Source organism: Flavobacterium limi, assembly GCF_010645075.1.
GTDB lineage: Bacteria > Bacteroidota > Bacteroidia > Flavobacteriales > Flavobacteriaceae > Flavobacterium > Flavobacterium limi.
Genome location: NZ_JAADZV010000007.1, coordinates 284,306 through 299,429, shown reverse-complemented (window position 1 = coordinate 299,429; position 15,124 = coordinate 284,306). Strand labels below are relative to the sequence as shown.

Genomic DNA, 15,124 nt, shown 5'->3' with positions numbered 1-15,124 from the left:
CTAATTATAAAAACTAAATAACCACAAAATGAAAAAAATACAGATAGCTTCCTTGTCGCTGTTTATGGGTTTTGGATTATTGCTTTCGCCAAAAGCATCCGCCCAGATTCAAAACGCAGATGTGTTAAATGCTCCAATAGATATCAGTAAAGATTTTCAGAATTATCTGAATACTTTTTATTTCGCTGATGAATTGGCTTCTTTTGATCCTGCTACGGCAAAAGGAACTATAAAATATTTAAGATACAATTATAAAACGCGTCAGGCTTTCAATAATATGATGGTAAAGCCGGATATTGAAAAGCCAAATGAATTTCCAACGACAGAATACGAGGTTTCACCGGTATTGCCGTTCGAAATTCAGTTTGTTTCAGACAGAACTATTCGTATCAAAACCACTTCCGGACCGCAGTTTCATCCGCAAAAGGAATCTTTAATGCTGGTTAATGGTGTTGCGCCAAACCATCCTGAATTATGGAAATATTCCAAAATCGAAGGCGGTCATAAATACACCAGCAAACACGGTTCTGTAGAAATTCTAACAAAACCCTGGCACGTAAAAATTTTTGATGAAAAAGGAAAACTGCTAACCAGCACACTTCATGATACCGATTTTAAAAATACCTATACGCCAACACTTCCGTTTTCCTATGTTCGCAGAAACAGTGATTACTCCAGAAGTATGGGAGCTGCTTTCAGTTTGGAACCGGACGAAAAAATATTTGGCTGTGGAGAATCATTCACACAATTCAACAAACGTGGTCAAAAAGTAGTTTTATGGACAGATGATGCCAACGGAATTCAGAATGAAACGATGTACAAACCGATTCCGTTTTATATGAGCAGTCGTGGTTACGGAGTTTTCATGCACCATTCAACTCCAATTACAGTTGACTTCGGGAGATATTTTGCCAGCGCCAACGAAATGTATATTGGTGATGACGAAGCCGATTTGTTTTTCTTTATCGGAGAACCGAAAGACATTCTAGATCAGTATACAGATTTGACCGGAAAAGCCGCTATGCCTCCGCTTTGGTCTTTTGGTTTCTGGATGAGCCGTATTACCTATTTCTCAGAAAAAGAAGGGCGTGATGTAGCCAGGGATTTGCGTAAATACAAAATTCCAACAGATGTTATTCACTTTGATACAGGCTGGTTTGATGTTGACTGGAGAAACAACTATGAGTTTGCAAAATCCCGTTTCCCGGATGCCACAAAAATGATGTCAGATCTAAAAGAGGATGGTTTCCATGTGTGTCTTTGGCAGCTGCCTTATTTCACTCCAAAAAACACTTTGTTCAATGAAATTATGGACAAAAATCTGGCGGTAAAAGACCGAAAAGGGAACTTGCCTTATGAAGATGCGGTTCTGGATTTTTCAAATCCGGAAACCATTTCCTGGTATCAGGGGAAATTGAAAAAGTTATTTGACGAAGGAGTTTCTGTCTTCAAAGTGGATTTTGGAGAAGCTGCTCCGCCGGACGGTATTTACCATTCAGGACGCACTGGTTTTTATGAACACAATTTATATCCGCTTCGTTATAATAAGGCTGTTGCCGAAATTACCCAGAAAGAAAAAGGATACACTTTAATCTGGGCAAGAAGTACCTGGGCAGGAAGTCAGCGTTACCCATTGCATTGGGGTGGAGATGCAGAAACTACAAACGGAGCTATGTCAGCAGAATTAAGAGGGGGACTTTCATTAGGATTAAGCGGTTTCAGTTTCTGGAGTCATGATGTGGGAGGTTTTGCAACAAAATCACCTGAGAATTTATACAGAAGATGGGCACCTTTCGGGATGTTTACCTCGCATGTGAGAAGTCACGGAGAACCGCCGCGCGAACCTTGGCTGTACAGCAAAGATTTCCTGGAAGGATTTAGAAAAGCAGATAATATGCGTTACGAATTAATGCCCTATATCTACGCTCAGGCAAAAGAAAGTTCTCAAAAAGGTTTACCGATGATGCGTGCCTTGTTTGTAGAATATCCAAATGATCCGGGAGCTTGGTTAGTGGATAATGAATATTTATTTGGATCCAGTATGTTGGTAGCACCTTTGTTTGAAGAAGTAACAGAGAGAGACGTTTACCTTCCGGCTGGAACGTGGATTGATTATCAGACCAAAAAAGTTTACGAAGGAGGCTGGCATAAAATCAAAGCAGGCGAAGTGCCAATTGTAGTTTTGGTTAGGGATGGCGCTGCGATTCCGCATATTGCACTGGCTCAGTCTACCAAAGACATGGATTGGAGTAAGTTAACCCTGAAAGTATTTGCAAGTGACAAGACTACTTCGGCGAAAGCCAAAATATTTTTACCAGACGGAGATGCTGTTCAGGAAATTACAGTTACTAAAAAAGGAAACACTTTTGATGTAACACCGACTACCTTAAACGGAAAAACCACTTTTAAAACCGAGTGGCTAAAATAGGTTTTGTTAGAGTTAGTTTTATAAATCGGGTGGTACCGGATCATCCGATTTATTTATAAAGAATTAAAAAAATACCATGATAAAATATCTTTTACTTCCCGCTGTAGTGCTTTCCATTAGTTTGGGACACAGTCAAAAAACAAAAAATGCTTACGAACTGGCTTCACCAAACGGTCAGAATAAAATCAAATTTGAATTAGTAAAAAATGCTCCAAAGTATGCAGTTTCACACGGAAAAACCGAAGTGATTACACCATCAGATATGGGTTTTTTGCTAAAAGGAAACGAAGATTTAAGCACAAACTTCGAAATTAAAGGAGCTAAAACGTCCAAATTTGATGAAACCTGGGAACAGGTTTGGGGAGAAAAGAAAAATATTAGAAACCACTATAATCAATTGGTGGTTGATTTGCAGCAAAAAACCGGAAACAAAAGAAAATTGCAGATTCAGTTTCGTGCTTTTGATGACGGAGTAGCTTTCAGATATGTGTATCCAAAACAAAATGTAAAAGACAGTATTTTCATCATGGATGAAAAAACCACTTTTAACCTGAAAGATGACGGAAAAGCATGGTGGATTCCTGCAAACAGAGAAAACCGAGACGAATACCTTTTTGAAGCTGCGCCGGTTAGTAAATTAGATACAGTTTTGACGCCTTTAACAATCGAGAGCAAGAGCGGATTGGCTTTAAGTTTCCACGAAGCAAACCTGATCGATTTTGCCAGTATGACTTTGGTGAATAATAAAGGAACAGAGCTAAAATCTGATTTGGTGCCTTGGGCTGACGGAGTGAAAGTTCGTGTAAAAGATACATTTACTTCATCCTGGAGAACGATTCAAATTGGAGAAAATCCGGGAGAATTGATTACTTCTTATTTGGTTTTAAACCTAAACGAGCCAAACAAGCTAAAAAATACAAACAGCTATTTCAAACCCTATAAATATTTAGGAATCTGGTGGGGAATGCACATCGGAAAATATACGTTCTGGGAAAGCGAAAAACAAGGTGCAACAACCAAACATGCCGAAGAATATATTGATTTTACAGCAAAAGAAGGTTTCAACCATTTATTGATCGAAGGCTGGAACAAAGGCTGGACGCCGGGTTGGTACGAAAACCGTATGCACATGTTCAGCTTCACGAAAAATGCGGACAATTTCGACTTAGAAAAAGTAGTTGAATATGGAAAGAAAAAGAACATCGAATTAATCGGATATCACGAGACAGGTTCAAATTTAATTAACTATTTAAAAGAAGTTGACGAGGGTTTTGCTTTATACAAAAAACTTGGAATTCATACGGTAAAAATTGGTCATGTGGGTTCTAAACTAAACATGAAACAAATGCACTTCGGACAATTTGGAGTGAATTATTTCAGATACATTTTAGAAAAAGCAGCACAGTATGATTTAGCCGTTTTATACCACGAATCCATAAAAGATACAGGAGAAAGAAGAACTTTTCCGAACATGGTTTCGAGAGAAGCAGCTCGCGGACAGGAATACAATGCATGGAGCGAAGGAAACCCGCCAAACCATTTGAGTATTATTCCGTTTACAAGATTACTTTCCGGACCAATGGATTTTACGCCTGGTATTTTTGATGTAGAGGTCAAACAAGGTTATCCGGGAAAAAGAATTCAGGGAACAGTGGGGCAGCAGTTGGCATTGTACGTAGTGCTTTATTCCCCAATTCAAATGCTGGCTGACTTACCTGAAAACTACGAAGGAAAACCAGCTTTACAATTCTTAAAAGATGTTCCGACAGACTGGGAAGACACTAAAATTGTAGAAGGAAAAATTGGTGAATACATCACAACAGCCAGAAAAGACAGAAACAGTGCAGATTGGTATTTAGGAACTCTGACTAATGAAAACCCAAGAAAAGTTGAGGTTTCATTGTCATTCTTAGATCCAAATACAACCTACGAAGCTCAGATTTATGTAGATGCTGAAGGAACCAATCAAAAAAATAATCCGGAAGCGGTAGCCATTTCTAAGAAAACAGTAAAATCTTCGGATAAATTACAATTGAATTTAGGTGGTGCCGGTGGTGGAGCTGTGAGATTTAAAAAATTATAATTTGAGTTAGAAGTTAAATGTTAGATGTAAAAAGTCAGGGCTGTAAAGATACGGTAGAGCAGCACAGCAGTGCGTCTAATCATTCAAAAGTTAAAATATTTTCAGATGAAAAAGTTTCTCATAATAGCGGTTCTTATTAGTTCAGTCAATTTGTTTGCACAAGACCGAACCATAAAAGTAGATTACAATAAATCGGCAGGAAAATTAAATACCATGTTCAAAGAATGCATAGGTGCCGGAAGAGCAAATGAAGGACTCCGAGCCGACTGGCAGCAGCAGTTGACAATGGTAAAAAAAGAATGTGATTTTAAATACATTCGATTTCATGGTTTATTGTCCGACGATATGGCTGTTTACCGCGAAGATTCAAAAGGAAATCCGGAATATAATTATCAGTACGTCGATGTTTTGTTTGACTTTATTTTGAGTCTGAAAATGAAACCGTTTGTAGAATTAGGTTTTATGCCCAATGCACTGGCAAGCGGAAAAGAAACCATTTTCTGGTGGAAAGGAAATGTCACACCGCCAAAAGATTATAAAAAATGGGAAGATCTGATTCGGAACCTAACACAGCATTTCGCTGAGCGTTACGGAACCGAAGAAGTAAAAACATGGTATTTTGAAGTATGGAACGAGCCTAATCTAACTCCAGGTTTCTGGACTGGAACGCAGGCAGAATATTTCAAATTATACGATTATGCAGCTCGTGGCATAAAAGCAGTAAATAAAGACTTTAGAGTAGGAGGACCAGCAACAGCAGGGGCCGGATGGGTTCCGGAGACCATTGAATTTGCGGCTAAAAATAATGTTCCGTTAGATTTTATTTCGACACATACTTATGGAGTAAACCAGGGATATCTGGACGAATTCGGAACTTCGGGTACGGTTTTGAGCCCTGATCAGAATAGTATCAGCGGAGATGTTATCAATTCGCGTAAGCAGATTACCAATTCGGTTAAGCCAGATCTGGAACTACATTATACAGAATGGAGTTCATCCTACACTCCTGCAGACCCAATTCATGACAGCTATCACTCAGCAGCGTATATTTTACAGAAATTAAAACAGGTTGGCAATGCCGCAACCTCCATGTCATATTGGGTTTTCACGGACATTTTTGAGGAAGCAGGTCCAAGATTTACCCCTTTCCATGGAGGTTTCGGATTGTTGAATACACAGGGAATTAAAAAACCAGCTTACTTCTCTTATTCATTACTAAATAAATTAGGTGAAACTGAACTTCAGAATCAGGACACTTCTTCATGGGCTGCCAAAAACAAAAAAGGGGATGTTCAGCTTTTGTTTTGGGATTTTACCAATACACATCCGGGCGAAAAAATGTGGAATCAGACCTATTACGTCAAAGATTTGCCTTCAAAAGAAAAAGGAAAAGTAAAAATTGAAATTGACGGATTGCAAAAGGGAAAATATATTCTGGAAATCTACAAAGTGGGTTATAAATCAAATGATGCTTATGCCGATTATCTGGCTATGAACAAACCAAGTCAGCTGACACGTGATCAGGTAAATTCAATCAAAGCAAAAAATAACGGAGTTCCTGTTGCCACAGAAAAAATAACTATCGATTCTAAAGGCACTTTCAGCAAGGAACTTAAAATAAATGAAAATGATGTTGTTCTTTTTAATTTGATAAAACAGTAAAATAAAACCAGGAATAAATTTAAACACCAGTTTTTAAAGGTTTTTTGTGAGGATCAAAATCTTTAAATCTAAAAAACAAAACGATATGAAAAACAAAATTTTACGACTTTCGGCATTGATGGCTTTTGTGGTTTTTACTTCCTGTAAAAACAATGCACAAGGGTTAGATGCTGATTCTGTTCAAAAAGAATATACAGGTAAGGAAATAAGCTCAGAGTTTGACACTGAAATTGATAAACTGGTTGCTAGAATGACCCTTGAAGAAAAAATAGGCATGCTGCATGGCAATAGTATGTTTACTTCCGGCGGTGTAAAACGTTTAGGTATTCCCGAATTAAAAATGGCTGACGGACCACTGGGAGTTCGTGAGGAAATTTCCAGAGACAGCTGGGCTCCGGCAGGTTTAACCAATGATTTTGCCACCTATTATCCGGCAGCCGGAGCTTTGGCAGCCACATGGAATACTGAAATGGCATATACTTTTGGAAATAGTGTTGGCCAGGAAATGCGTGCCAGAGATAAAGACATGCTGCTTTCGCCGGCAATCAATATTGTGAGAACACCACTTGGCGGAAGAACTTATGAGTACATGACCGAAGACCCGTTTTTAAACAAAAAAATGGCGGTACCTATGGTGGTGGGTTTACAGGATAATGATGTTATGGCTTGTGTAAAACACTTTGCAGCCAATAACCAGGAAACGAATCGTGATTTCGTAGATGTACAGATTGATGAGCGTACATTGCGCGAAATCTATCTTCCGGCTTTTGAAGCTGCTGTGAAAGAAGGAAAAGCCTATAGTATTATGGGGGCTTACAACAAATTCAGAGGAGAATATTTGTGTGAGAATGATTATATGCTCAATAAAATCCTTCGTGATGAATGGGGCTTTAAGGGAGTTGTGGTTTCAGACTGGGCTGCGGTGCATTCTACAGTAAAATCGCTTCAGAACGGACTGGACATCGAAATGGGAACACCAAAACCTTTCAATGAGTTTTTCCTTGCCGATAAATTAATCGCTGCCGCAAAGAACAAAGAAATCTCAGAAGCAGAAATCGACAAGCATGTAAAAAGAATTTTGCGAACCTTGTTTCAGGTAAAAGCAATGGGCGGCAAAGACCGTGTTAAAGGAAGCATCTCCACCGAAGCGCATTATCAGGATGCTTATAAAATTGCAGCAGAAGCTGTGGTTTTATTAAAAAATGAAAACAACGCCTTACCGTTGAAACTGGACGGAGTAAAATCAATTGCAGTAATCGGGAACAATGCAACCAAAAAAAATGCTTTGGGCGGATTTGGAGCAGGGGTAAAAACCAAAAGGGAAATCACACCTCTTGAAGGCTTAAAAAACAGATTGCCATCATCTGTTACCATTAATTATGCCGAAGGCTATTTAGAACGTTACGAAGAAAAAAACAAAGGAAATTTAGGTAATATAACGTCTAATGGCCCTGTAACAATAGACCAGTTAGATCCTGCCAAATTACAGGAAGCAATTGAAGCAGCCAAAAAATCGGATGTTGCTATTGTTCTTGCCGGTTCTAACCGTGATTATGAAACAGAAGCTTCAGACCGAAGAAATTTAAAATTGCCATTTGGACAGGAAGAACTGATTAAAAAGGTGCAGGCGGTTAATCCAAAAACGATTGTAGTTTTTGTTGCGGGAGCCCCTTTTGAAATAGAAGACATCAGTCAAAAAACTTCGGCTTTAGTATGGACATGGTTTAATGGTTCAGAAGGAGGAAATGCCATAGCAGATGTGCTGCTCGGAAAAATAAATCCATCCGGAAAATTACCATGGACAATGCCTAAAAAACTCATGGACTCTCCGGCGCATGCAACAAACAGTTTTCCTGGTGATAAAGCTGTTAAGTATGCCGAAGGAATTTTGGTAGGATACCGTTGGTTTGATACTAAAAAAATTGAACCTCTATATCCTTTCGGGTACGGATTGTCATACACCAGTTTTGCTTTCGAAAATGCAAAGGCAGACAAAGAATCATATGCTTCAAATGAAACTATTTCTGTTTCTGTAGAGGTAAAGAATACAGGAAAAACTGATGGTAAAGAAGTAGTTCAGCTTTATGCTTCAAAATCCAATTCAAAAGTAGCACGTGCTGAAAAAGAATTAAAGGGTTTCGTAAAAACATTAGTAAAATCCGGAGATTCAAATACAGTAATAATTAAGGTTCCGGTTAAGGAACTGGCTTATTACGATGCAGCTGCTAAAAAATGGACAGTTGAACCGGGAAAATACATATTGAAAATCGGAAATTCTTCAAGAGATATCAAAAAAGAAATAGTAATAACCATCAAATAAAAATTTAAAAACAACCACTTTATTAACTTAATCAACCAATTGAAATGAAAAGAATAATAAACAGCTATGTATTTAGTTTTTTATCCTGCATAATTTTTGCCGGGCTATTTGCCTGTAGTGCTGATAAAGAAACAGCGCAGGATTTGACAATTAAAGGTCTTACTGCAAGCACAAGTAAAATTGATTTTGAAAGCAGCGAAAGTACTAAAGAGATTAAAATTGAAACAGATGCAACCGCCTGGTTGTTGAGTAACTCAGGTGCAGGCTGGCTGAAAATTAGTCAGTCCGGAGGTACATCGGGGAGTACTACAGTTACAGTTACAGCTTTAGCAAATACAACAACTCAAACCAGAACAGCAATTATAACATTAACTTCAAATGACGCTAAAACGGTACAGATTACAGTTTCACAGGCTGGAGTTGCAGGTTCTCAGGGATTTCCCGACTATAACACAAATCCCATCGCTGCCGATGCCACAGGTATGAGCAGTACTGCAGTACAACTGGCTGCTAAAATGAAATTAGGATGGAATATTGGTAACACACTTGAAGCATCAGGTGGTGAAACTGCCTGGGGAAATCCAAAGGTTACAAAAGCCTTAATTGATTTGGTTAAAGCGAATGGATTTAATGCGATTAGAATCCCATGTTCATGGAATCAGTATATGGAAAATGCTGCAACAGCAAAAATCAAAACAGATTGGTTAAACCGTGTTAAAGAAGTTGTTCAGTACTGTGTTGATAATGATATGTATGTAATTGTAAATATTCATTGGGACGGCGGATGGCTGGAAAAAAATATTACAGAGGCTAAGAAAGTTGAAACTAATGCCAAACAAAAAGCATTTTGGCAGCAAATAGCTACGTATTTAAGAGGATTTGACGAACATTTGCTATTTGCAAGTGCCAATGAACCGGATGTTAAAGATGCAGCAGAAATGGCAGTTTTAACATCATACCATCAAACATTTATTGATGCTGTTCGAGCAACCGGAGGAAAAAATACGTACCGTACCTTAATCGTGCAGGGACCTTCAACAGATATTGAAAAAACAAACAACTGGATGACTTCATTACCAACAGATCCAACTGCAAACCGTATGATGGCAGAAGTTCACTTTTATCCGTATCAGTTTACACTGATGACAGAAGATGCAGACTGGGGTAAAATGTTTTATTATTGGGGAGCAGGAAATCATTCAACTACAGATACTTCACGTAATTCAACCTGGGGAGAAGAATCTTTTATAGATGAGAAATTTCGTTCCATGAAAACGCAGTTTGTAGACAAAGGAATTCCGGTAATTTTAGGAGAGTTTGGTGCAATCAGACGTAATTTAACCGGTGACGCCTTAACATTACACCTAAAATCAAGAGCCGACTTTTTAAAGTATGTTGTAAAACAATCGAGAGCAAATGGTATGGTGCCATTTTATTGGGATGCCGGAAATTTAGGTACAAATACAATGTCTTTATTTGACAGAAGTAATAATACTGTATATGATGCACAGGCATTAAAAGGCTTACAGGATGGACTAAATTAAAAATATTTTTCTAAGATCTGCAGTGGTTTTATATATTGAAATTTCAAAATAAAAATGTTTTTCGATAGGTGAAATTAACTGCAGATTTTTTTATTACTATCTAAAAAGGTTTTTTTAATAATAAAAATAGTAGTTTCCAGTTCAATTAAGTTTTGATTATTAATTTATATGTTAAATAGAAAACTAAAGAGTATGAAAAAAGCATTTATAGATTGCCAATTTACAGTTTTACTGTGTTTGTTATTATTAGCAAATTTATCTTGCAGTAATGATGTACCTGAACAAAAAATCGTAGCAGATACAAACTTAGTTGCTCAGATCTCTACATCAAAATTACCTAATTATAATACGAATCCATTGCCCGCTGATGCTTCAGGAATGGGGAGCGATGCAAAAACCGTTGCTTCAAAAATTAAGATAGGCTGGAATATTGGGAACACTTTAGAAGCTACCGGAGGTGAAACAGCATGGGGAAACCCGAAGGTTACCAAAGCATTAATAGATTTAGTAAAAGCAAAAGGTTTCAATGCGGTACGTATCCCATGTTCATGGAATCAATATCTGGCTAATTCGACCACTTCACAAATAAAGTCAGACTGGATGAACAGAGTCAAAGAAGTAGTGAAATACTGCAATGATAACGGAATGTATTGTATTGTAAACGTACATTGGGATGGCGGATGGCTGGAAAACAATATCACCGTAGCCAAACAAGCTGAAAATAATGAAAAGCAAAAGGCGTTTTGGGAACAAATTGCAACTAGTCTTAGGGAATTTAACGGATTGCTGCTTTTTGCAAGTGCCAATGAACCTAATGTAGAAAATGCAGAACAAATGGCAGTACTTAAATCCTATCACCAGACATTTATCGATGCGGTTCGCTCTACAGGAGGCAGAAATGCATACAGGAATTTAATAATCCAGGGGCCGGGAACAGATATTTTAAAAACCAACCAATTGATGACCTCACTACCTACAGATAAATTAGCAGGCCGCATGATGGTAGAAGTACATTATTATGCACCCTGGCAATTTGCCGGATTGACTAAGGATGAAAGCTGGGGAAAAATGTTTTACTATTGGGGGAATGGTTATAAATCAACAACAGATACCGGCAGAAATGCGACCTGGGGTGAAGAAGCTGCAGTAAAAGCCGATTTTAAACTGATGAAAACTCAATTCGTAGACAAAGGAATTCCGGTAATTTTAGGAGAATTTGGCGCCATCAGACGTTCTTCATTAACGGGCGATAATCTGACGAAACATTTGGCATCCCGAGCTTATTATTTAAAATATGTAGTACAGCAGGCAAAAGCCAACGGTCTGGTACCTTTTTACTGGGACGAAGGCAGTATGACAAACAATGGTTTTGGAATCATCAATAGGACAAATAATACCGTTTTTGATACCAAAGCACTGACTGCCTTAATGGATGGTCTAAAATAAATCTGAATTATAAAAATAGAATGAAAAAGAAGATAGTAACCTTTGTATTGTTTTTTTCTTTGTTCGCAAACGCTAATGTCAGAATGCCTTTGCTGTTTTCTGACGGAATGGTACTGCAGCGAAATAAGGAAATTCCGGTTTGGGGCTGGGCTGATGCAAATGAAAAAATAACCATTCATTTTAACAAGCAAACCAAAACTATTCAGGCAGATAATAACGGAAAATGGATTGTGAAATTAGCATCCGAAAAAGCCGGAGGGCCTTTTGAATTAGCCATTACCGGAAAAAACAAAATCGTCATCAAAAATGTTTTGGTGGGCGAAGTATGGATTTGCAGCGGACAATCGAACATGGAATTTCAGGTTTCAAAGACAATGAATGCCAAAGATCAAATTAACGATTCAAATTACCCGATGATTCGTCATTTTGGAGTAGCTCAGGATCTTAGCGGAACTCCAAAAGAAGATTTGAAAGCCGGAAAATGGGAAGTTTCAAGTAAAGAAACTGTTGGTAATTTTACAGCGGTAGGTTTTTATTTTGCTAAAAAAATATATGCAGAATTAAAAATCCCAATCGGAATAATAAATACCTCATGGGGCGGAACCTGTATAGAAACCTGGACAAGCCATGAAGCATTTCAGAATAGTGATGAATTTAAAGCGATGATTGCCGAAGTTCCAACCGTAAATATGGATGAAATTTTCGAAAATTATAAAAAATCACTTTTAGGAAATATAAGGAAGATTCAGGGTTTTGATGTGACACTGGCTAACGAAGATCAGTTTAAAACATTTGAATTTAATGATAACAATTGGCCTGAAATAAAAGCACCCTCACTATGGGAAAATCAGCAAATTGGTAATATGGACGGAATTGTCTGGATGCGAAAGACAATTGGTTTAACTGCTGAACAAGCCAGGAAAGAAGCCATTTTACATTTGGCAAAAGTTGATGATGAAGATATAACGTACATCAACGGAGTTCAGGTTGGTACTAACAATATTTGGGAGAAACTAAGAGTGTATAAAATTCCGGCTGGTGTTTTAAAAGAAGGCAAAAATGTAATAGCTGTCAGAATTGCCGATTATACCGGAGGTGGCGGAATTTATGGAGATCCTGTCGATTTAAAAATTCAATTTAAGGACTCTAATTTGCCTTTGGAAGGACTTTGGAAATTTAATATCGTTCAGGTAAAAATTGCAGTTTCACCAAACAGTTATCCGTCATTATTGTATAACGCTATGGTAAATCCGCTGGTTCCGTATGCGATTCAGGGCGTTTTATGGTATCAGGGTGAAGCAAATGTGTGGAGAGCTAAGCAGTATAAAAAAGCATTTCCTTTAATGATTCAGGACTGGAGAACCAAATTTAATCAGGGCAGTTTTCCTTTTTACTTTGTTCAGTTGTCCACTTTTGATGAATTTGGAGGCAACAGTAAAAAAGGCAGCCGCTGGGCTGAACTCCGCGAAGCACAATCCGAAACTTTAAAAGTACCTAATACCGGAATGGCGGTTACAACAGATATTGGTAATGCAAAAGACATTCATCCAACCAATAAGCAAGATGTGGGACTTCGTTTGGCAGCCATTGCTTTGAATAACGTTTACGGCGAAAAACAAATTTTCAGCGGACCAACTTATAAATCTCAGGAAATAAAAGGAAACCAAATCATTCTGACTTTCAACAACATTGGCAGTGGATTATCAACACCGAATAATTCCGAATTAAAAGGATTCGAAATCGCCGGTGCCGACCAGATTTTTCATTCTGCGAAAGCGATAATCAAAGACAACAAAATTATTGTTTCCAGCGAAAATGTTCCAAATCCGGTTGCAGTTCGTTACGGATGGGCAGACGATGATACTGAAATCAATCTTTTCAATAAAGAAAAATTTCCGGCATCGCCTTTCAGAACAGACAATTGGGAAATGATTACGGCCAATGAAAAGTATAGCATAAGCAAATAAAATAGATTCATGAAAAAAGCAATTTTCATATTTATAAGTTTCATTTCGCTGGCACTTAAGGCACAGCAGCAGCAACAAAACATAAAAGACGGATTTTATCAAAACCCGATATTTGCAGGGGATTATCCTGATCCTTCAATAATTCGTGATGGTGAGGATTATTATATTGTTCACTCTTCATTCAATTATTATCCCGGATTGTTAATATGGACATCAAAAGATCTGATCAACTGGAAACCCGTTACCCATGCACTCAAAAAAAGTGTAGGTTCAGTATGGGCGCCTGATTTGGTAAAACTCAACAATAAATTTTACATCTATTTTCCGGCAAACGAAACCAATTATGTCGTTTGGGCAGATAATATCAATGGTCCGTGGAGCGATCCTATAGATTTAAAAATCGGTAATATCGATCCGGGACATTTTACAGATGAAAAAGGAAACCGATATTTATATTTCAGCAATGGAAGTTATGTTCCGCTTTCAAAAGACGGTTTGGCAGTTTCGGGAGAAAGTAAGCAGGTTTATGAAGGATGGAAAATCCCGTCAGAATGGTCCATTGAATGTTTTTGCATGGAAGGGCCAAAAGTTTTCAAGAGAGGCGATTACTATTATTTGACTACTGCCGAAGGAGGTACAGCCGGTCCTGCAACCAGCCATATGGTAATTTCGGCAAGATCAAAATCGCCTTTAGGACCTTGGGAAAACTCGCCTTACAATCCCATTTTAAGAACAAACAGCGCTTCCGAAAAATGGTGGTCAAAAGGCCATGCCACACTAATTGATGATGTGAAAGGAAACTGGTGGATGGTTTTTCACGGCTATGAAAACGGTTATTACAACATGGGGCGCCAGACATTGCTGCAGCCTGTAGAATGGACAAAAGACGGCTGGTACAAAATGAAGGAAGGTATTAAAACCGAAGATCAAATTAAAAAACCGGCAGGTGAATCCATAAAAAATAATTTCACACTTTCTGATACTTTTACAGGAGAGAAGCTCAATCCGCAATGGCAGTTTTTTGATGAATACGATTCCCGAAGAGCCACATTTTCTGTTAACGGAATAAAAATTAAAGGAAAAGGAACGGGTATCGGTCAAAGTTCGCCATTGTTATGCACACCTTCTGATCATTCGTACACAGCTGATGTAGAAGTTGAAATAGAAGGCAATGCATCGGCTGGTTTAGTTCTTTTTTACGATAGCAAAATATTCACCGGAATCGCTTTCGATAAAGAAAATATCATGGCAATTCTTAGAGTGTGGCAATTTCCTACTGTAAAAGGAGTCAATAAAAAACACTTGTTTTTACGCCTTGAAAAAAAGCAACAGGTCGTAAATATGTTTTACAGCATCAACGGAAAGGATTGGCTGAAAATCGAAAACTCTGCTGAGGTAAGTTCTTTCAATCATAATGCACTAAGTGGGTTTATGAGTCTTCGTATAGGACTTGCTTCTGTTGGGGAAGGTTCAGTGACGTTTAGTAATTTCACATATAAACCTTTACCGGAATAATTTGGGCGTGACCGCATCCCGATAAGTGGGCAAACTTACTTTGCGGATATTCACCCACTTATCGGGATGCGGTCGGGCTGTCCGCACTACTTCGGTAGTTTGCTCCCATCCCTCACGCAGTAACTGGTAGGATTGAACAGTAAATACTGTAGAAACATA

8 protein-coding genes are annotated in these 15,124 nt (G+C 38.1%); all 8 read left to right on the top strand.

Going from position 1 to position 15,124, the window contains the following annotated elements:
• Positions 1 to 28: 28 nt before the first annotated feature.
• The 8 genes from GXM16_RS15980 to GXM16_RS15945 all read left to right on the top strand — a co-directional run bounded on the left by GXM16_RS15980 (position 29) and on the right by GXM16_RS15945 (position 14,965).
• Positions 29 to 2,428: a glycoside hydrolase family 31 protein gene (locus GXM16_RS15980; RefSeq protein WP_163395482.1), complete on the top strand. Its 2,400-nt coding sequence runs from the start codon at positions 29 to 31 to the stop codon at positions 2,426 to 2,428.
• A 76-nt stretch (positions 2,429 to 2,504) separates the two neighbouring features.
• Positions 2,505 to 4,511 (top strand): glycoside hydrolase family 97 protein, encoded by a 2,007-nt coding sequence (locus GXM16_RS15975; RefSeq protein ID WP_163395481.1) that lies wholly within the window; start codon positions 2,505 to 2,507, stop codon positions 4,509 to 4,511.
• A gap of 105 nt (positions 4,512 to 4,616) precedes the next feature.
• A complete protein-coding gene (locus tag GXM16_RS15970; protein WP_163395480.1) occupies positions 4,617 to 6,173 on the top strand; it encodes a GH39 family glycosyl hydrolase in 1,557 nt (518 codons plus the stop codon).
• Between the two features lie 85 nt (positions 6,174 to 6,258).
• Positions 6,259 to 8,493, top strand: a complete 2,235-nt coding sequence (locus GXM16_RS15965; protein ID WP_163395479.1) for a glycoside hydrolase family 3 C-terminal domain-containing protein — start codon at positions 6,259 to 6,261, stop codon at positions 8,491 to 8,493.
• 44 nt (positions 8,494 to 8,537) lie between these two features.
• Positions 8,538 to 10,037 carry a cellulase family glycosylhydrolase gene (locus tag GXM16_RS15960; protein WP_163395478.1) on the top strand — a complete coding sequence of 500 codons (1,500 nt, stop codon included), beginning with the start codon at positions 8,538 to 8,540 and terminating at the stop codon, positions 10,035 to 10,037.
• 192 nt (positions 10,038 to 10,229) lie between these two features.
• Positions 10,230 to 11,483 (top strand): glycoside hydrolase family 5 protein, encoded by a 1,254-nt coding sequence (locus GXM16_RS15955; protein WP_208797386.1) that lies wholly within the window; start codon positions 10,230 to 10,232, stop codon positions 11,481 to 11,483.
• Positions 11,484 to 11,503: 20 nt separating this feature from the next.
• Positions 11,504 to 13,450: a sialate O-acetylesterase gene (locus GXM16_RS15950; RefSeq protein WP_163395477.1), complete on the top strand. Its 1,947-nt coding sequence runs from the start codon at positions 11,504 to 11,506 to the stop codon at positions 13,448 to 13,450.
• Between the two features lie 9 nt (positions 13,451 to 13,459).
• Complete coding sequence (locus tag GXM16_RS15945; protein WP_163395476.1) at positions 13,460 to 14,965, top strand: family 43 glycosylhydrolase; 1,506 nt, start codon at positions 13,460 to 13,462, stop codon at positions 14,963 to 14,965.
• Positions 14,966 to 15,124 lie beyond the last annotated feature (159 nt).